The following is an 18,207-nucleotide window of genomic DNA, read 5'->3' as shown; positions in this document are numbered from 1 at the left end:
CCTTGAGTAAGCCGCTACCACGTAAGATCGCCGTCATGGGTGCCGGAAGCTGGGGAACAACCTTTGCGAAGGTGCTTGCGGACGCGGTGCCTGAACAAGGCATCCCGGTGCAAATCTGGGCTCGTCGGGATGAAGCCGCACAGGAAATCAATGAACGGCACACGAACTCGCGCTATCTGCGTGACACGAAGCTTCCCGCAAATGTGACTGCCTCTTCCAATGTTGAAGAAGTGCTGGCCAATGCAGACCTGGTGGTCTTGGCAATTCCGGCGCAGTCGCTTCGTGAGGAACTAGCGAAGTTCACCGCGCACTTTGAGCAAGACGTGGTGTTGCTTTCCCTGATGAAGGGGCTGGAGCGCGGTACGGATTTGCGCATGAGCGAGGTCATGGCAGCGGTCACTGGAATTCCAGCAGACCGCATCGCCGTGCTTTCCGGTCCGAATCTGGCCATGGAAATTGCCCGAGAGCAACCGACCGCTTCGGTGGTTGCCTGCACCAGCAATGAAACTGCCCATTGGATCGCACAGTTGTGCTCCGCACCTTATTTCCGCCCATATACCAATGATGACGTGCTTGGCGTAGAGCTTGGGGGCATTGTCAAGAACATCATTGCCCTGGCAGTTGGCATGTGCGACGGCATGGGGATGGGGGACAACACCAAATCCACGGTTATTACGCGTGGGTTGGCGGAGACCACTCGCCTGGTGATTTCCCTCGGCGGACGGTTGGACACCTTGGCGGGCCTGTCTGGGCTGGGCGACCTAGTCGCAACCTGCTCATCCTCGCTTTCGCGGAACAACACCGCCGGGCGTCTGCTCGGTCAGGGACTTTTCATCGAAGAAGTCAATGACCGGATGTCGCAGACGGCTGAGGGGATCAAATCGGCCCGTGCGGTCTTTGACCTCTCGCGAAGCCATGGGGTGGAAATGCCCATCACCGAAGCAGTGGTGATGGTCTTGGAAGGAAACTTAAGCGTGGAGAACATGGCTGAGCGACTTCTGGCACGAGAATTGAAATCTGAAGGGGAACAGCAGTAATGAGTCAGCGTAAACCACGGGTGCTATTGCTCTTTGGCGGCCGTTCCTCTGAACATTCGGTCTCTTGCGTCACCGCAGCCGGCGTGATGCAAGAAATCGACAAGGATCGTTTTGACGTGATCCCTGTCGGGATCACTCGTGACGGTGCCTGGACGTTAGTCGATGAAGATTCATCGGGGTGGACGCTGAGCTCCGGGAAACTTCCCGAAATCGCCGTGGCAGATAAGCCGGTCCACCTTTCGAACGATTCTGAACGCACAACTCTGTTGCATTACTCGGACTCGCAAATTATGGATCTGGGCCAGATCGACGTGGTATTCCCGCTGCTCCACGGACCGTTCGGCGAGGATGGATCCATCCAGGGCATGCTTGAAATGTCTGGTGTCGCCTACGTAGGTTCAGGCATTGCAGCCAGCGCCATGGGCATGGACAAGCATTTCATGAAGGTCGTGTTCGAAAATGCCGGGTTCAACGTAGGCCCCTACGAAGTGATAACCAATAAGCAATGGCTGCGCGACAGCGAAGCGGCGTTGGCCCGTTGCGAAAAATTGCAGTACCCCTTGTTCGTCAAGCCTGCACGTGCCGGTTCGTCGGTGGGAATCACCAAGGTTGATGAGCCTTCAGACCTTCGGGCGGCCATCGACGCGGCGCGCCTTGAAGATCCAAAAGTCATCGTTGAGCAAGGAATCAGCGGCCGTGAAATTGAGTGCGGGGTACTTGAAGGCCGTCACTCAGAGCCTGCCCGAGCCTCAATGCCGGGCGAGATCGCCGTTGCTGAAAATGGCCATACCTTCTATGATTTTGAAGCGAAATATGTTGATGGCACTGCCGCGAAGCTCAGCTGCCCGGCGGTACTCAGCGATGAGGCCACGGCGAGCATCCGCGAGCTGGCAGTCAATGCATTTGATGCCATTGACGCCGAAGGATTATCCCGGGTGGACTTTTTCTACACGCCAGATGGCCAGTGGATCATCAACGAGATCAATACCATGCCTGGCTTCACACCTTCCAGCATGTACCCGCAGATGTGGGATAAAACGGGGATTGGCTACAGCGCACTGATTGATGAGTTGATTGCCTTGGCCTGTGAGCGGAAGATCGGTTTACGCTAAACCGTTCAAGAAGTGTTTGACCGCGCAAGATCCAAGATCGCGGCCAAACACTTCTTTTGCGTTAATCAGAGATCCACGCTCTTATCGACGCTCAGGCAAGCACCCTCGGCCGGAATGCGCGAGGCTGCCTGGGAAAGCGAAGCCAGGACCGTACTGGATGGAATGACTTGCGGATCCAGCACAACTTCGGTCGCTGGCGTGCGGCCGTAGGTGGTTAGCGTCCAAACCCCGTCGTCACCCTCGTGGGCAATCCAATCAACATCATTGACTGATACGCACGGATCCGTAGTTGGTCCGGGCACCTGGACTCCGCATCGCAGGACCACCTTCGAAGGCTCGCCCCATACGGACGTCGCCTGTGAATTCGTGCTTCGACGCTCGGCATCTCCGACGAATTCGGGAAGGATGACCATCATCTCGGCGCACAATGGATTTCCTGCATCTGCGGCAGGTTCGACGGCGGCAATGGAGGCGCACGCGGAGAGCATCGGTGCAAGCACCGCTGCTCCAAGCAATAGCGCACTTGTACGCCTAATCCTTAGATTAAGTTTTGATGACTCTTGACTCTTATTACTGAAAACTGGCACTTTATCAGCCTACCGTTCGTTTCTGAAAGATAGGATGTAAAGAGTTGAAACTGTGAAAGGTAGCATATGTCCTTTGAAGAACAGCCTGTACGCCCGCGTGCGAAGAAGAAACGTACGGGGCGTGGAATCCTTATCGGTATTCTGGCACTGGTCGTTATTGCCGGATTGGTAGCCGGCGGGTACGTATGGAATCTTGGCCGCACCTTCGATGAGAAGAGCGACAAGATCGCCGAGGCTTTCCCGGCTGAGGAGACTCGTCCAGAAGTTAAGGAAGAGTCAAAGGACGCCGTAAACATTCTGCTCCTTGGCAGCGATACACGAGCCACTCGTGATGTCGATGATGCGGAAGATGACTTTGGCACACTGCCCAATGGTGGTCGTTCGGACACCATGATGCTGGTGCATATTCCGGCTGATCGCGATGGCGTTTATGTCACCTCGGTCATGCGCGATACCTGGCTGGATATTCCGGGCGTCGGTACTGCGAAGATCAACCGTGCTTTTGCCAGCGGAGGCGTGCCAAAAGCAGTTGAGACCTTAGAGGGCCTCTTCGGGGTACGCATCAACCACGTAGCATCAATTGACTTTGAGGGATTCAAGGGATTGACGGACGCGCTTGGCGGCGTGACCGTTAACAATCCTCAGGCTTTCCGCCAGTCAATTACCAATGGCATGTATTTCCCGGCTGGTGTCCAAACCCTTGATGGAGAACAGGCCTTGGCCTTTGTTCGTGAACGCAAATCGTTCCCGGGCAGCGACTATGGACGAGTCAAGAACCAGCAGCTGTTTGTCAAAGCGATGCTTGGGCAGATTATGTCTAAGGAAACCCTGACCAATCCGGCTAAGCTTAATAGCGTGGTCAGTGAGATGGCACCATTTATCGCGGTTGATGAATCGTTGGATGCATCTACCGTGGCCGGTTATGCCACCTCGATGATGAATGTGCGTCCAAACGACATGACATTCTTTACGCTCCCGAACAATGGCCCTGGCCGTTCGGCGGACGGTCAGTCGATTGTCATTCCGGATATGGCAACCATAGACAAGTTTGGCACCGCGTTGCAGGAAGACAAGATGGAAGAATTCGTGAATACCACGGACCTTTCCCGCTAAGAACTGAAAGACCCGATTTCCCATGACACAAAAACTCGATACCTCCGTGCGCGCCATCGGTGAATGGTTGCAGCGGAGCGTGAAGAGTCTCGGGAATCATTCCGATCGGCTGAATGCCATCAATGTTTTCCCCGTGGCGGATGGAGATACAGGTAGCAACCTGTATCTCACCGCCCGGGCGGGGCAAGACGCGGTCAGCAAGTTGGAAAGCGATGATATCGGCGCCTTTTTGGAAGTTGCTGCCCGCGCCGCCATGGAGTCGGCGCGTGGCAATTCGGGGACGCTGCTTGCGGTCTTCCTCAGCGGTCTAGCGGAACCTTGGCTGGGTCATGATCGGCTGAATGCCAGCATTCTGGCCAAGGGGCTGGAACGCGCCAAGGTCCGCTCATGGTCTGCGCTAAGCGAGCCAGTCGAGGGCACCATGCTCTCGGTGATCAGTGCCGCCGCGCTGGCAGCCGGATCCACGCTAGCCCACCTGAAAACCGATGCCGAAAGCCGTGCAGCGCTGGATTCGGTGCTAAGCCAGGTATCCCAAGCCGCACGTATGGCCGTGCACGGCACCGAAAATGAGTTGCCCAGCCTTGAAAGTGCCGGCGTAGTCGATGCCGGGGCGGTTGGGATGCTGGTTATTCTTGATGAGCTTTGCGCTGCCGTCCGCGGCACCGAGACGGATTTCGAATATTATGAAGGATTCCATGGGTACCATATCCAAGACCCACATGTGCATCTGATCCAGAATGATGCGCAGGGTGTCGAGGTCATGTGCACTATCACCCTGGACGCTTTGGGTGCTGCGACCTTGCGCGGTCAATTGGACCGAATAGGCGACTCGGTCATCATGTCGCCGGTCAATTCGACCAGCGAAGAATTCTACCGTTGGCGAGTCCATGTTCATGTTGCCCAAGCCGAAGCTGCGCTGGAACTCATCCGTCAACAGGGCGAGCCGGTGAACGTCAGCGTCACCGATCTGTGTACCCATGATGGATGAAATCCGTTTGAAGAATATTGAACTAGCCGAGCTCTCCAAGGCATTGGGCGCCAAAAATGCTGGAGCACTGGAGAAGGCCTTCGGGTATACCACCGTTGGAGAGTTTCTCTGGCATTTTCCCCGCCGCTATGTCGATGTGGGGGAGCTGACCCCCATCGCCGAGCTGCCCTTTGACGAACACGTCACCGTAGTAGCCCAAGTGGTCAACGTCAGCCAGCGGCAGATGCACTCACGGCGTGGTTTCATCTTTGAAGTGACGGTGAGCGACGAACTTGCCAATAATGGGCAAGAACTGCGGATGACCTTCTTCAACGGTTACCAAGCGCGCAACGATCTGCAAATTGGAACCATCGCAATGTTCAGCGGCAAGGTGGGCTGGTACCAAGACCATCTGCAGCTGAGCCAGCCGGATTACGCAATTCTGGACACGGCTGAGCAGGCCGATCCGCGGCCAATACCGATCTATCCGGCCTCGGCAAAAATGCCGAATAAGAAGATTCGTGATCTGATGGGCCTGCTCACCGAACTGTTCACCGAAGAGCAGCTTCCGGAGTTCCTGCCCGAGGCAACCCTCGCACAGCATCATTATCCGCGTCGGGCGAAGGCCTACCTGGATAGGCATAGCCCGCGCGAAATCAAGCAGGCGTATATTGCCCGGCAGCGCTTTGCCTTCGAAGAGGCCTTTCTGCTGCAACTTTCGCTCGCCGAACGAAGCCGAAAGCTGGGAAATCAGCCTGCAATTGCCCGAAGGCAAGTCAAAGATGGACTCGCCGATAAATTCGAATCAAGATTGCCCTTCGAGCTCACTGACGATCAACTAGAGGTCGGGGCGGCTATCACCGCCGACCTGGCTAGAGCGCATCCCATGCACCGATTGCTGCAAGGCGAAGTTGGTTCGGGTAAAACGATTGTTGCCCTCCGTGCAATCTTGCAAGTCATTGACGCCGGGGGACAAGCGGCGCTGTTGGCGCCGACAGAGGTCCTCGCCGCGCAGCATTATTCCTCCATTAAGAAGATGCTGGGGAACCTAGCCGAACCAGGCCTCTTCGGTGAGGGCGAGGGAACTGGGGTAGCGCTGCTGACCGGTTCGGCCAAAACGGCTCAACGCCGGGAAGCCCTCTTGGGCATAGCCAGCGGGGAGACCGGACTGATCATCGGCACGCACGCGCTGCTCGGCGAACACGTGCGATTTGCCGAGCTCGGCCTCGTTGTCATCGATGAGCAGCATCGATTCGGTGTCGAACAGCGTGATGCGTTGCGGGCCAAAGGCGAAGACGCGGTGCCTCACACGCTTGTCATGACCGCTACGCCGATTCCACGTACGGTGGCGATGACGGTCTTTGGCGATCTGGACACCTCCACCATCAGGAAGCTTCCTGCCGGACGCGCCCCCATCTCCACGCATATCGTTCCCATGCAGCTCACCGGATTCCGGGACCGGCTCTTCTCACGGATACGGGAAGAAGTCAGCAAAGGCCATCAGGTGTATGTGGTCTGTCCGAGAATTACAGAAACGGCAGCGGAGCAAGGGATCTTGGTAGCCACCGCTGAAGATGGGGCCAACCAAACCATGAGCGTTGAAGCAATGTTTGAACTTCTTTCCTCCATGCCTTCGTTCACCGACGTTCGTCTGGAATCATTGCATTCGCAGCTTGACTCCCATGACAAGCAAGAGATCATGGATGAATTTGCAGCCGGGCAGATAGATGTCCTGGTTTCCACCACGGTGATTGAAGTCGGTGTGGACGTGCACAACGCAACCTTGATGGTGATCATGGACGCCGAAAGATTTGGGATCTCACAACTCCACCAGCTGCGCGGTCGTGTCGGCCGTGGCGGATTACCGGGCACCTGTCTGCTGACCACCTGGTTGGACGCCGATCACCAGTCGGTCAATAGATTGCGCACCATTGAGTCGACTCTGGATGGATTCGAATTGGCCGAAGCGGACCTTGCCGAACGCAAGGAAGGAAATATCCTTGGCGTTCAGCAGTCCGGTAGCCGGTCAACGCTGCGTGAATTGAGTATCATCAAAGATCGTGGCTTGATCGAATCGGCCCGTGACGACGTCCAGCTGCTCATGCAGTCCGGGAATTGGGCCGCCGAGCACTCGCAGCTCGCCTCGGTTGTAGGGTCGTGGATTGATCAGTCCACCAGCGAATTCTTGAATAAAAACTAATATCTATATTTCGAAAGTGGCAGCATCACATGAGCCGTATTATCTCCGGCATAGCCGGTGGCACTACCTTGAAGTCGGTTCCTGGAGATGCCACGAGGCCCACCACAGACAGGGTCAAAGAGGCTCTGTTCTCCCGGCTGGAAAGCTGGAACGTCATTTCTTCGGCGCGAGTGCTGGACCTGTTTGCTGGTTCCGGAGCCCTCGGGCTGGAAACCGCTAGCCGTGGGGCGCGTCAGGTGCTGCTGGTGGAGCTGGCGCCAAAAGCTGTGAGCGTGTGCCAGCAGAATGCAGCAAAAATCAACGTGGCCTTGAAGGGCCAGATTGCTTCGGTTCAACGAGGCAAGGTGGATTCTGTACTCGCAGGTTTCGTCGACGAAGAAACTTCCTTGACCCGAAAGACTTTTGACCTGGTCTTTATGGATCCGCCGTATCCGTTGACTGAGCAGGAGCTCTCGGCGACCTTGGAGAAAGTCTCCAGGGTTCTCGCTGAGGACGCGACCCTTATTGTTGAACGTTCCAGCCGTTCTCCTGAACCGCAATGGCCGTCGGGCCTTGAGAAGATCGCGGATAAGAAATACGGAGAGACGCACCTATGGTTTGCCGAACCGGTCCAAGGCTAGAGAATGCTTGATCTCCGACGGATAAGGGCCTGCCGCTTGGCAAGCTTCGATAGCCGGCTCGTCGATCCTGGCTTTTGACGCGGTAAGGATGAGGTTCCCGGGGAATCTTCGGCTAAACATCTCTGGAGTTGAGCTGAGCAGCACATGGGCGAAGACAGTTTGTGCGGCCGCCACCTGGCGATCGGTGAAGGCCAAGGGCGGGTCATCTCCGATATTCACGAAGAGCAGACCATCGACGGCCAGCGAGTCTGCAAGTTCTGCATAGTACTCTGCGGTGGTCAGATGCTCCGGTGCCTCCGGTCCGCTAAAAATGTCAACGACAATAACGTCGTAGAGCTCACCTGCCAGTTCTTCGTAAAGCACCGCACGGGCATCGGCCACAATCGCCCGCAAATTGCTTTCTTTTGGCATGGGAAGGTGCGTTTGCACGAAGTCGAGCAGTTCGCGTTCGATATCAACGGCAACGTGCGTGCTTTTTGGATAGCGCAGAGCACCCCAACGGGCTAAGGTCAGCGCTCCGGCACCTAGATGGAGGAATTTTAATGGTTCTGGCTTGGGGCGCAATACGCTCAAATGATTGGCAATTCGAGCCAGGTATTCATAGAAGATCTGTTCCGGATCAGCCAGATTTACATGTGACTGTTCGGCGCCAGCAATGGCGAGGATCTTGGCACCAGGAACTAGGTCATCGTCATAAATCGTTGCATGAGCCTGAACACCACCGAGCCAGCGTTTGATGGGTTTATTGCTCATTTTGCGAGTTCTCCCGGAAGATTTTGCAGCAGCTCGACGGCGCGCGCAATGACCTCAGGTTTTTTGCAGAAGGCAAAACGCAGTAGGGAGGCATATTCCGACTGATTTTCTTGGTGCGCAAATACCGATAGCGGGATTGCGGCCACACCGATTCGTTCGGGCATGAGCTTCGCCGCGTCCACAGCGCTTTCGACTCCCTGTCCCTTGAGATCGGCGACCAAGAAATAGGTGCTTTTGGGGCGCATCACCGGGATCCCCGCCTTTTCTAGGCCGTCGGCAAGCTGTGCACCTCGCTCACCGAGATCGGCGGAAAAGTTGGTGAAGAAGGAATCCGGAAGCGCCAGAGCCTCAGCGACGGCTGGCTGGAAAGCAGGCCCGGAGGAATAGGAAAGGAATTGCTTGACTGTCCGTACCGCGGTGATGAGTTCGCGAGGCCCAGATGCCCACCCAACTTTCCACCCGGTGAAGGAAAACGATTTGCCGGCAGAGGAAATCGTCACGGTGCGTTCAAAACCGCCGGCAAGAGTCGCGATGGGGATATGCGGCGAATCAAATGTGAGATGTTCATAGACTTCATCCGCCAAAATGATGCAATCATGCTTATGCGCGAGGGCAATGATTTCGTTCAGCACGCTCTCGTCGAAAACCGTACCCGTGGGGTTATGCGGATTATTGACAATGATTAATCGTGTCTTGTCGGTAACGGCAGCCCGAAGTTCATCCAGATCTGGCTCGAATGATGGTGCTCGCAGTTTCACTACCTTGTGCGCAGCATTGGCCAACCCAATCATGGCTGCATAGGAGTCGTAATAAGGCTCAAAAGTGACTACCTCATCACCAGCTTCGACAAATGCCAAAATTGTCGCCGCGATAGCTTCCGTGGCGCCGGTGGAGACGACCACCTGTGTATCCGGATCAATTCTCAAACCATAAAAACGCTTCTGGTGCTCCGAGATAGCCTGCCGCAACGCGGGAATACCGCTGCCTGGAGCGTACTGATTGGCTCCGTCATGTATGGCTTTGACGGCCAATTCGCGAATTTCTTGCGGGCCCTCGGTGTCGGGGAAACCTTGACCTAAATTTAGTGCCTGGTGTTTATTCGCCAGACCGGTAATCTCTTCGAAGATTGTGACCCCGGGTTCGCCCGTTGGTCCCAGCAGGTTTGCACTGCGCGCGGTACGCCGCCATGGCGTGGATTCATAGGTCATAGATCAATTATGCTTCGTATCAGAAAATTGGCGTTGGGTAACACGCATGAATCGTTACGTGACAGCCCATCCAAAATCACGCGCTATCAGCGGTTTGTTGATAGATTCAATATATGCGCAGAGCTGTATGCCCAGGATCCTTTGATCCCATCCACAATGGCCATGTTGAGATCATTGCCCGTGCGGCGAGCCTCTTTGACGAGGTAATCGTTGCTGTGTCGACGAACTACTCCAAGAAGTATCGCTTTAGCGAAGAAGAACGAGTAGCCATTGTCGAAGAGACCGTAGGAGGTCTTCGCGGAGTTTCCGCAATGCCCATGGGCCAAGGGCTCCTCGCGGATTTCTGCAAGGAGCAGGGTGCCGAAGCCATCGTCAAGGGTCTGCGCAGCACCGTTGATTATGCCTATGAGATCCCCATGGCCACCATGAACCGCCATCTCACCGGTGTGGAAACCGTCTTCCTTCAGGCGGACACTAGATTTACTCATTTGTCTTCGTCACTGCTCAAGGAAGTGCAGTCGCTTGGTGGGGATGTTGCTGAATACTTTCCACGCGCAGTTATTAAACGACTCTCGAAGAAACAATAAGCAGATATTTTAGATCTCATACTAGCTAGATATCTGTCCAAAGAAATTTGGACATTTTTGAACGGTAGGAACCAAAACAAATGACTCATACAACGCGTATCACCAAGGCAGTTATTCCAGCTGCCGGGCTGGGAACTCGGTTTTTGCCAGCAACGAAGGCAATGCCAAAAGAGATGCTTCCTGTTGTTGATAAGCCTGCAATCCAGTATGTCGTTGCCGAAGCCGTGAATGCTGGGCTGAACGACGTGCTGATGATTACTGGGCGTAGCAAGCGCGCTCTCGAAGACCACTTCGATCGGGTTCCCTCCTTGGAAGCATCCTTGGAAGCCAAGGGGGACATGAAGAAGTTGCGTTCGGTTCAGGAAGCAACGGAACTTGGCGATATTCACTACGTACGCCAGCGCGACCCTCGAGGCCTTGGACATGCGGTCCTATGCGCAAAGCAGCACGTAGGGCAGGAACCATTCGCAGTTTTACTGGGAGACGACTTAATTGATTCACGCGATGAACTGTTGTCGCTCATGGTAGAAACCCAGCAGAAGACCGGTGGGTCGGTGATCGCGCTCATGGAGGTCGAGCCTGAACAGATTAGCGCCTACGGCTGTGCGGACGTTTCTCTCGTCGAGGGCGAAGACTATGTGAAAGTGAATGCCCTGGTTGAGAAGCCAAGCTTGGAGGAAGCTCCAAGCAATCTGGCAATCATCGGCCGCTACCTGCTGCACCCCAGAGTTTTCGAGGTGCTTGAGCACACCGCTCCGGGACGCGGCGGTGAAATTCAGCTGACAGATGCTCTTCAGGAGCTTGCTGTGGGCAGCGATGAAGGAGCCGGAGTCCATGCCGTAGTTTTCCGCGGCCGACGTTATGACACTGGTGACAAGCTGAGCTATCTCCAGGCAAACGTGACTTTGGCCGTTGAAAACGAGGAACTAGGCGCGGGCATGAAGACTTGGCTAAGGACGTTCGTCGCAAACCTCGAAGACTAATCGTAAGGGGCTACTCAGGATAATCACATTTATCTTGAGTAGTCTTTTTCTTTGCCCCTGTAGCGAGCATTGAACTTGCCACATGGGCATACCCTAGATTTTCTTTGAGAAGCTGCAGGAATGAATACCCAAAACACAAGTGAAAGCTTTACGTCTCGTAGCGCGCGCTATGGTGTGGAGCGACGGCGGAAGCGCCGCCTGCGTGGCGTTCTATTGTCCGTAGTTGCGGTCGTAGTCATTGCAGCCTTAGGTGCAGGGTTTTACCTTTTTAGTCTTCAACATCAGTTCAATTCGAAAACCAATACCTTGTCCATCGACTACAGCGATGAGCAGCAGAGTTCGAGACCTGTCAAAGATCCCGACGATGGCTCCATGAATATCTTGATGCTAGGAGTAGATCATGCTGATGATGAGCAATCGGACGCAGCGGCGCTAGACGGCGCGGTGAATCAACGCAGTGACTCCATGATGCTGGTGCATATTCCAGAAAACCGAGAGCAAATTTACATCATGTCTTTGGTCAGAGATATGTGGGTAGATATCCCAGGATATGGCCAGAACAAGCTCAACGCTGCGGTGTCGCTTGGAGGGGTACCGTTACTGATGCAAACCGTGGAAGGACTTTTCGACACGAAAGTCGATCACGTGGCGATGATTGATTTTGAGGGCTTCCGAGAGCTTTCCACGGCCCTGGGCGGCGTGACGGTCGACAATGAAATACCCTTCACCGCGAATGACACGGACTACTTCTACCCTGCCGACGAGGTCACTCTTGAAGGGGATCGCGCCCTGCGTTTCGTCCGTGAACGAAAGTCGTTCAATGACGGTGATTACCAGCGCGTCAAGAATCAACGGACATTCCTCGTTGCGGCCGTAAACCAGATGCTGTCCAACGATACGCTCACCAATCCGGTGAAGCTCTACGATATTGTCGACAAGGTTTCGCCTTACCTGAGCTTCGACTCGCAATTCGACGCGGCGACACTAGTTGGTTTGGGTATGCAGCTCAAAAACGTGGACACCGAAAACCTGGAGATGTTCACGATGCCGACTGCAGGTAGCTCAACTAGCGCCGATGGTCAGTCAATCGAACTTGCCAGCGAACTAGCAGTCGCTCAAATTTCAGAGGCTCTGCAAACCGATACCATGGCTGAATATTTGGCTGAGTACCCGCCAGAATAGACGTGGCCAAGCGCGAGTGGGAGCAATTGCACTCGCGTACGCAGCGCGAAATCACGTGTTACCACCACTCGTAAACTAGACTTTGATCATCTGTGCTTACGAATTCAAGTAGTAGTTAGCATTCGACAAGAGGACATTTTGCACATGACAGTTGCGGAGGAGGCCGAGAAGTACGGCTTGCACCGAGTAGGGGCAAGACCGTCATTGGTCGATTACCTGAAGCAGACGTGGAGTCGTCGCGAATTCATTTATGAACTTGCCAAGGCCCGACTTCAGTCTCAGAACGAACGTAACCGTCTGGGCATGGTTTGGGTGGTACTTAAACCTACATTTAACGCAGTGATGTATGGATTCATTTTCGGCATCTTGCAAGGTGGCAGCAGGGGGGTAGACTTCCCAGTTTTCGTTGTTATCGGCGTGTTCCTATTTGAGTTTTTCACGTCATCTATGTCTGGTGGCGCAAAATCAATTACGGGAAATACTGCCCTTGTCCAATCTCTGGCCTTTCCGAGGCTTGCCCTGCCCGTTGCACAGGTAACTCAGGGCATCTTGACGTTGGCACCGATGCTTGCCGTAATGTTCATTTACGCTTTAATCTTGGGCACGTCACCTAAGTGGACGTGGTTTGTAATAATTCCGCTGGTGCTTCTTTTCAGTGTCTTCAACATGGGTGTTGCGCTGATCTGTGCGCGTATTACCGTGCATATACGCGACTTCACCAATATATTGCCGCTGATCGGCCGAGTACTGTTCTACACTTCGGGTGTTTTGTTTAGCGTGGATCGCATCCTAAACAAATGGCCCTGGATGGTTACAGCCTTTGACTATCACCCGCTGTATCAGACATTGCAAATTGCGCGTGCGATGATCATGGACCACGCGGTATACGAACCACGCGCATGGTTTGTCGTAGGTATTTGGGCGATTGCTACTCTGGCGTTCGGTCTTGTTTACTTCTGGAAAGCGGAGGAGCGTTACGGCCGTGAGAATTAATTTTGATGATCTCATCAACCCCGAACTGCATCCGGAATATGAACCCGAGCGGATTTTTTCCGATGATACTTCGTTCATCGACGTGGTCCCATCGGAAGACGTACAGAACTCGAATCTGAATATTGATCCCAGCCGTCAGCCTGTCGTGATGGTGGATAATCTTCATGTGAAATACGAAGTGTTCTCGAGCGGAAAAGCAGTCGGCGCAGCGGGGGCACGACGCTTGCTGCAGTCGAATATGCGTGGTGTCCGCACGGTGCATGCATTGAAAGGGATCTCGTTCGTAGCTTACGAAAATGAGTCGATCGGAGTTATCGGATCAAATGGTTCGGGTAAGTCGACGTTGCTTAAGGCTATTACAGGCTTGACTCCTCCTGCTTCCGGAAGCGTGTTTGCAAGATCGCGTCCGAGCCTTTTGGGCGTCGGCGCTGCTCTGATCCCCGGACTCTCGGGAGATAAGAATATTACTCTCGGCGGACTCGCCCTTGGCTACAACCGTCAAGAAGTCGAGAAGATGCGCGAAGACATCATCAAGTTTGCTGAACTTGAAGAATTTATCGATTTGCCCATGCGTACCTACTCTTCCGGCATGAGCGCGCGCCTTAAATTTGCGATCGCGGCGTCGAAGCAGCACGACATCTTGATTATTGATGAAGCATTGGCGGTCGGTGACGCGAAGTTCAAAAAACGCAGTGAAGCGAAAATCCGCGAAATTCGTGAGAACGCGGGAACGATCTTCAACGTTTCGCACTCGATGAACTCGATCAAGGAAACCTGCAATCGCTGCATCTGGATTGAAAAAGGCGTCCAGAAAATGGACGGCGATCCAGACACCGTGATCAAGGCGTACCAAGCACACTTGAAGAAGAAATAAAGGAACGGATGACTGACTATCCAGGCGTTGCCTACGTAATGCCTGTGCTGAACGAAGCAGATTACCTCGACGAGGCCGTCGCTTCTATCTTGGCGCAGGACTACGAAGGTGACAAGGAGCTTGTTCTTGCACTAGGTCCAAGCACGGACGAGACGAATCTTGTCGCACAGCGCCTAGCGGCTCAAGACTCTCGCATCACCTTGGTAGACAACCCACAAGGGCGAACTCCGATTGCATTGAATCTCGCCATCCGCAGTTCGACTAATCCGATTGTTATTCGCGTTGATGCGCATAGCGAGCTGCCCGCTTCCTACACGAAGCAGGGCATTGAAACGTTGAATCGTGTAGGCGCGCATGATGTGGGTGGCCTGATGGACGCCCGTGGGCGCACGGCACTCCAGCGGGCGATTGCCGCGGCGTATCACTCCAAGTTCGGTTTCGGCGGACCTGCATATCATTCCGGCGCACCCGAAGGCGAAGCGGAGTCGGCATACTTAGGTATCTTCCGTCGCGAAGTTTTTGAAGAAGTGGGCTATTTCGACGAAAACATGTGGCGTGCTCAAGATTGGGAGCTATGCCTGCGGATCCGTCAGGCGGGGCATAAGGTCTGGTTTGATCCGGAACTTAAGGTTGGCTATTACCCGAGAGACAACTTCCCTTCCCTGATTAAACAGTCATTTGCTTCCGGAACTTGGCGCGGGGAAATTGCGCGTCGTTTCCCAGAGGGCAAATCGTTGCGCCATGACCTTCCACCATTACTCCTTGCTGGGATTAGCGTGGGGATAGCGTCAGCAGTAATTCAGCCGTTGGCCGGTGAAAGACTTCCGAAGCCAGTCAATATCCTGCTGATGCTCAGCAAAGCGATTCCGGTTCTCTACGGCGCGTGCGCTTTGCTCGCCGGCTTTCGGGCCAAGGGAGAAGGCCTGAAAGAAAAGCTGCTTACCGCAGCCACCTTCCCGGCCATACACCTTCCATGGGCCGCCGGCTATATCAAGGGCCGCGCAGTGGGAGCAGGAAGCACTCTCGATAAAGGGCGAATCAAATGATTGCCGAACGCCCGGCTCGGCCCACCCTAGAAGAGCTGCGGGCCGTATGCCAACCCCCTGAAGTCCGTGCGCGCAAGAACGCGGAGCACTGGACAGCTGAGCTGTACCTGCGCCATATCTCGATATATCTCACCGCGGTGTTGGTCCGTACCCGAATCTCGGCCAACGGTGTTACCGGGTTGATGATTCTTGCCGGTTGGTGCATGTCCCTGGCACTGCTGATTCCGGGCATCTGGGGCCCGATTCTCGCTGTGGTTCTGTCACAAGTTCAGCTCTATTTTGATTGTTCGGACGGGGAAGTTGCTCGGTGGCGTGGTACGCAGTCACCACGTGGCATTTTTATCGACATGGTCGGTCACCATACGACCGAAGCCCTCATACCTATTGCCTTGGGATATCGCGTTTTCCTAGAGCTCTCGGCAGGCGGAGCGAATGCAGCGCAAGCCTGGCCAACGTTGTTCATGGCTGGGTGCCTAGCTGTGTTACTGGTATTGAACAGGTCCCAGTCCTTGATGGTGCATGCCGCCCGAAGTATGGCTGGACTGGCTAAGCTCCCGGATACCGCAGATGCGCGTTCAATTCCGGTGACATCCATCGTGGGCCGCTTGCGTTCGCTGGCCCGCTTCATGCCCTTCCACCGGATGCTTCACGCGGTGGAACTCAGCTTGGTAATTTTGGCCTGTTCAATCATCTCTGCTCTGGTCGGCATTCCTGGAATTGCCGAGAAATGGATGATTTGGATTCTCTTGCCTGCAACCGTCCTGGTTAACGTTGGCCATTTCATTGCGAACATGGCTTCCACACGGCTTAAAGCCAGTTAGTTCGAAGGGAGGAGGATGATGTCTGAAAAAGAATTGCCTCGCGTCGGTGTCGTCGTGTTGACAATGGGAAACCGCCCCGCAGAGTTGCGGCGCGCTTTGGACTCCCTACTTGCCCAGGAGGCTGTACAGATCGACGCCGTGGTCGTTGGCAATGGTTGGGATCCTGTTGATATCCCTGCCTCCATAAAGACGCATTTTCTTCCGGAGAATCTTGGAATTCCTGCTGGCCGCAATGCCGGCGTGGGTCTAGTTAATGGCGAATACCTCTGCTTTCTGGATGATGATTCTTGGTTCCTTGACGATGATTTCTTAATTACGTCAGTCGAGCGCTTCAAGAGCTATCCGAAGATGGGCTTGCTGCAGCCGCGCATTACCGATCCGAAATCTTTCGAGAATGATCCCACCCGTTGGATCCCTCGCTTGAATAAGCGCACCGCAGAAGAACCTAGCAAGGTTTTCCACGTCGGGGAGACTTGCCTGGTCAGCCCACGCGCGTTATTTGACAAAACAGGTGGCTGGGCTGCCGGTTTTTGGTACGCACATGAGGGAATTGAACTTGCTTGGCGTATCTGGGACACCGGACACTATGTTTGGTATGCCGGAGACATGAGGATCGGCCATCCGGTCGTGGATCCGCGTCGCCATGATGAGTTCTACCGGCTAAACGCACGGAATAGGGTTTGGCTGGCACGTCGAAATCTGCCGGCTCCCTTGTGCTGGATCTATCCAACTTCATGGCTCTTGGTTGAGTGTCTCAGAATGAGGAAAAATCGCTCTGCTGTCAGTCAATATGTGGCTGGTTGGCGTGCGGGCTGGCGTGGAAGTCCATGGCATCGGGAGGCTCGGCCTAAGCTTAGATGGTCAACCGTGCTTAGAATGACTATGGCGGGAAGACCACCAGTACTTTAAAACTTATGGCGAGCGGCAGAGCTCGCCACTAAAACTATGCACCAGCTAAATGGCGCGGAGGTAAACATGGCTAAAACAGTTCTTACTTACGGAACGTTCGACTTGTTTCATATTGGACACCTGAATATTCTCAAGCGCCTGAAGGAAAAGGGTGACCGACTCGTAGTCGGCGTATCAACAGATGAATTCAATGCGATCAAGGGCAAGAAGCCTGTTGTTCCGTTTGCCCAGCGTCTAGAAATCGTCCAGGCCATCAAATACGTGGACCTGGCGATCCCGGAAGAGAACTGGGAGCAGAAGCGCTTGGACATCAAAAAATATGATGCGAAGGTCTTTGGAATCGGCGAAGATTGGAAGGACAAATTTGATGACCTGGGCGACGAAGTTGAAGTAGTTTACTTGCCGCGTACCGCGGGAATCTCGACTACCGAGATGAAACGCGTATTGAGCGAATTCGATGAAAGGCACGTCGAGTCGTTGAAGAATACGCTTGACTCATTGAGCCAAATCGTTAAGGAACTGAGCTAGTCAGCAAGAGCGCTTTTCTCCCAGAAGAGTAAGCCCCAAGTAGCAGGTGTGCGCCCGGAATGCTGCCGCTTGGCGGTGGGCTACATCGATTAGTCACAGAGCGCTCCCGGTGACTCGGCTTGTATTCGCAGAAAGTTCGGAACTGTTTGGCTGCGCCGCATTCCGAAGATTACCTTGATTGCTTCGCATACCCGCACGGAGTGGGGGCTTAAAGTCATGTCGTGGTTTGAATAGGACCGTTACGACAATTCTTCCGGCTCGAGTTGATGCCAAAGACCTGGCAGTGAGCTTTGCGGAACGCACCACAAATCTTCATGGAGCAGTCCCAGCGCTTGGACTTCCGCGGGGCAGAATTGGATGAAACTATCAGGGAATACTAGGCAATTACGCCCGGATGTTCTCGTCGCTGCGGACCCAGCATTTCGTAGAATAGGTACGGACTTCTAAGTTGACCAAGAATCGGGAGAGTCGTGGAATTCGCTGGATGGCGTGGCAAGCTAGGCAGGATCCTGCCGTCGGCACTGCTGCGCAAGGTCCTAGTTTCCCAGCAATCCGGGAAATTGCCGCTGTTGGCTTCCGCATCCAAGGTGCGCTCAGAGAATGAAGATGCCGTCAGGGCCGTCGCCGATCGGCTGGGCATAACTTACGCCTGGGATGAAAATTCCACTAGCTATGTCACGTACCACG

18 protein-coding genes are annotated in these 18,207 nt (G+C 54.4%); 15 read left to right on the top strand and 3 right to left on the bottom strand.

Features of this window, described 5'->3' with window-relative positions:
- Positions 1-2 precede the first annotated feature (2 nt).
- Together ACT3TP_RS07575 and ACT3TP_RS07570 are read left to right on the top strand one after the other, a co-directional pair.
- Positions 3-1,037 carry an NAD(P)H-dependent glycerol-3-phosphate dehydrogenase gene (locus tag ACT3TP_RS07575; protein ID WP_444620164.1) on the top strand — a complete coding sequence of 345 codons (1,035 nt, stop codon included), beginning with the start codon at positions 3-5 and terminating at the stop codon, positions 1,035-1,037.
- Positions 1,037-2,149, top strand: coding sequence for a D-alanine--D-alanine ligase family protein (locus ACT3TP_RS07570; RefSeq protein WP_096287102.1), 1,113 nt, complete (start codon positions 1,037-1,039; stop codon positions 2,147-2,149). Before ACT3TP_RS07575 ends, ACT3TP_RS07570 begins: the two co-directional genes overlap by 1 nt.
- 65 nt (positions 2,150-2,214) lie before the next feature.
- Here ACT3TP_RS07570 and ACT3TP_RS07565 read toward each other — a convergent pair whose 3' ends face one another.
- A complete protein-coding gene (locus ACT3TP_RS07565; RefSeq protein WP_444620162.1) occupies positions 2,215-2,649 on the bottom strand; it encodes a DUF3515 family protein in 435 nt (144 codons plus the stop codon).
- Between the two features lie 153 nt (positions 2,650-2,802).
- Here ACT3TP_RS07565 and ACT3TP_RS07560 point away from each other — a divergent pair, with 153 nt between their 5' ends.
- From ACT3TP_RS07560 to rsmD, 4 genes are read left to right on the top strand one after another with little or no spacing between them, the layout of a single operon-like run.
- Positions 2,803-3,849 carry an LCP family protein gene (locus ACT3TP_RS07560; RefSeq protein ID WP_096287104.1) on the top strand — a complete coding sequence of 349 codons (1,047 nt, stop codon included), beginning with the start codon at positions 2,803-2,805 and terminating at the stop codon, positions 3,847-3,849.
- A 22-nt stretch (positions 3,850-3,871) separates the two neighbouring features.
- Entirely contained in the window at positions 3,872-4,837 is a 966-nt protein-coding gene (locus ACT3TP_RS07555; RefSeq protein WP_176484203.1) for a DAK2 domain-containing protein, read from the top strand.
- Complete coding sequence (locus ACT3TP_RS07550) at positions 4,827-7,016, top strand: ATP-dependent DNA helicase RecG (RefSeq protein WP_444620160.1); 2,190 nt, start codon at positions 4,827-4,829, stop codon at positions 7,014-7,016. Before ACT3TP_RS07555 ends, ACT3TP_RS07550 begins: the two co-directional genes overlap by 11 nt.
- Positions 7,017-7,045: 29 nt before the next feature.
- Positions 7,046-7,636: a 16S rRNA (guanine(966)-N(2))-methyltransferase RsmD gene (gene rsmD, locus ACT3TP_RS07545; RefSeq protein ID WP_096287108.1), complete on the top strand. Its 591-nt coding sequence runs from the start codon at positions 7,046-7,048 to the stop codon at positions 7,634-7,636.
- On the opposite strand, the gene ACT3TP_RS07540 is transcribed toward rsmD, so the two are convergent.
- Together ACT3TP_RS07540 and ACT3TP_RS07535 are read right to left on the bottom strand one after the other, a co-directional pair.
- Positions 7,607-8,389: a spermidine synthase gene (locus tag ACT3TP_RS07540; protein ID WP_444620158.1), complete on the bottom strand. Its 783-nt coding sequence runs from the start codon at positions 8,387-8,389 to the stop codon at positions 7,607-7,609. The two genes, rsmD and ACT3TP_RS07540, sit on opposite strands and share 30 nt — an antisense overlap.
- Positions 8,386-9,597, bottom strand: coding sequence for an aminotransferase class I/II-fold pyridoxal phosphate-dependent enzyme (locus tag ACT3TP_RS07535; RefSeq protein ID WP_444620156.1), 1,212 nt, complete (start codon positions 9,595-9,597; stop codon positions 8,386-8,388). Before ACT3TP_RS07535 ends, ACT3TP_RS07540 begins: the two co-directional genes overlap by 4 nt.
- Before the next feature lie 113 nt (positions 9,598-9,710).
- On the opposite strand from ACT3TP_RS07535, the gene coaD reads away from it, so the two are divergent.
- The 9 genes from coaD to ACT3TP_RS07490 all read left to right on the top strand — a co-directional run bounded on the left by coaD (position 9,711) and on the right by ACT3TP_RS07490 (position 17,520).
- Positions 9,711-10,184 (top strand): pantetheine-phosphate adenylyltransferase, encoded by a 474-nt coding sequence (coaD, locus tag ACT3TP_RS07530; RefSeq protein WP_444620154.1) that lies wholly within the window; start codon positions 9,711-9,713, stop codon positions 10,182-10,184.
- Positions 10,185-10,264: 80 nt separating this feature from the next.
- Positions 10,265-11,167, top strand: a complete 903-nt coding sequence (gene galU / locus ACT3TP_RS07525) for a UTP--glucose-1-phosphate uridylyltransferase GalU (protein WP_444620152.1) — start codon at positions 10,265-10,267, stop codon at positions 11,165-11,167.
- A gap of 120 nt (positions 11,168-11,287) precedes the next feature.
- Positions 11,288-12,349 (top strand): LCP family protein, encoded by a 1,062-nt coding sequence (locus ACT3TP_RS07520; RefSeq protein ID WP_444620150.1) that lies wholly within the window; start codon positions 11,288-11,290, stop codon positions 12,347-12,349.
- 144 nt (positions 12,350-12,493) lie between these two features.
- On the top strand, positions 12,494-13,342 hold the full coding sequence (locus ACT3TP_RS07515; RefSeq protein ID WP_444620148.1) for an ABC transporter permease: 849 nt from the start codon (positions 12,494-12,496) through the stop codon (positions 13,340-13,342).
- Complete coding sequence (locus tag ACT3TP_RS07510) at positions 13,332-14,216, top strand: ABC transporter ATP-binding protein (RefSeq protein WP_444620146.1); 885 nt, start codon at positions 13,332-13,334, stop codon at positions 14,214-14,216. Before ACT3TP_RS07515 ends, ACT3TP_RS07510 begins: the two co-directional genes overlap by 11 nt.
- An 8-nt stretch (positions 14,217-14,224) precedes the next feature.
- A complete protein-coding gene (locus ACT3TP_RS07505; RefSeq protein WP_444620144.1) occupies positions 14,225-15,262 on the top strand; it encodes a glycosyltransferase family 2 protein in 1,038 nt (345 codons plus the stop codon).
- Positions 15,259-16,083: a CDP-alcohol phosphatidyltransferase family protein gene (locus ACT3TP_RS07500; RefSeq protein ID WP_444620142.1), complete on the top strand. Its 825-nt coding sequence runs from the start codon at positions 15,259-15,261 to the stop codon at positions 16,081-16,083. The genes ACT3TP_RS07505 and ACT3TP_RS07500 overlap by 4 nt, the downstream gene beginning before the upstream one ends.
- A gap of 18 nt (positions 16,084-16,101) precedes the next feature.
- Positions 16,102-16,992 (top strand): glycosyltransferase family 2 protein, encoded by an 891-nt coding sequence (locus ACT3TP_RS07495; protein ID WP_444620140.1) that lies wholly within the window; start codon positions 16,102-16,104, stop codon positions 16,990-16,992.
- A 36-nt stretch (positions 16,993-17,028) separates the two neighbouring features.
- Positions 17,029-17,520 carry an adenylyltransferase/cytidyltransferase family protein gene (locus ACT3TP_RS07490; RefSeq protein ID WP_444620138.1) on the top strand — a complete coding sequence of 164 codons (492 nt, stop codon included), beginning with the start codon at positions 17,029-17,031 and terminating at the stop codon, positions 17,518-17,520.
- Positions 17,521-18,207: the final 687 nt, after the last annotated feature.

Source organism: Glutamicibacter sp. AOP38-B1-38 (assembly GCF_052377485.1).
In the GTDB taxonomy this organism is placed as follows: Bacteria; Actinomycetota; Actinomycetes; order Actinomycetales; family Micrococcaceae; genus Glutamicibacter.
The sequence above is the reverse complement of the archived record's forward strand: the minus strand, read 5'-3'. Positions and strand labels throughout refer to the sequence as shown.

Coding starts and splice junctions, on each gene's coding strand:
- ACT3TP_RS07555 (WP_176484203.1), top strand. CDS start 3,872: ATGACACAAAAACTCGATACCTCCGTGCGCGCCATCGGTGAATGGTTG.
- ACT3TP_RS07495 (WP_444620140.1), top strand. CDS start 16,102: ATGTCTGAAAAAGAATTGCCTCGCGTCGGTGTCGTCGTGTTGACAATG.
- ACT3TP_RS07505 (WP_444620144.1), top strand. CDS start 14,225: ATGACTGACTATCCAGGCGTTGCCTACGTAATGCCTGTGCTGAACGAA.
- coaD (WP_444620154.1), top strand. CDS start 9,711: ATGCGCAGAGCTGTATGCCCAGGATCCTTTGATCCCATCCACAATGGC.
- galU (WP_444620152.1), top strand. CDS start 10,265: ATGACTCATACAACGCGTATCACCAAGGCAGTTATTCCAGCTGCCGGG.
- ACT3TP_RS07550 (WP_444620160.1), top strand. CDS start 4,827: ATGATGGATGAAATCCGTTTGAAGAATATTGAACTAGCCGAGCTCTCC.
- ACT3TP_RS07520 (WP_444620150.1), top strand. CDS start 11,288: ATGAATACCCAAAACACAAGTGAAAGCTTTACGTCTCGTAGCGCGCGC.
- ACT3TP_RS07500 (WP_444620142.1), top strand. CDS start 15,259: ATGATTGCCGAACGCCCGGCTCGGCCCACCCTAGAAGAGCTGCGGGCC.
- ACT3TP_RS07540 (WP_444620158.1), bottom strand. CDS start 8,389: ATGAGCAATAAACCCATCAAACGCTGGCTCGGTGGTGTTCAGGCTCAT.
- ACT3TP_RS07490 (WP_444620138.1), top strand. CDS start 17,029: ATGCACCAGCTAAATGGCGCGGAGGTAAACATGGCTAAAACAGTTCTT.
- ACT3TP_RS07535 (WP_444620156.1), bottom strand. CDS start 9,597: ATGACCTATGAATCCACGCCATGGCGGCGTACCGCGCGCAGTGCAAAC.
- rsmD (WP_096287108.1), top strand. CDS start 7,046: ATGAGCCGTATTATCTCCGGCATAGCCGGTGGCACTACCTTGAAGTCG.
- ACT3TP_RS07560 (WP_096287104.1), top strand. CDS start 2,803: ATGTCCTTTGAAGAACAGCCTGTACGCCCGCGTGCGAAGAAGAAACGT.
- ACT3TP_RS07570 (WP_096287102.1), top strand. CDS start 1,037: ATGAGTCAGCGTAAACCACGGGTGCTATTGCTCTTTGGCGGCCGTTCC.
- ACT3TP_RS07515 (WP_444620148.1), top strand. CDS start 12,494: ATGACAGTTGCGGAGGAGGCCGAGAAGTACGGCTTGCACCGAGTAGGG.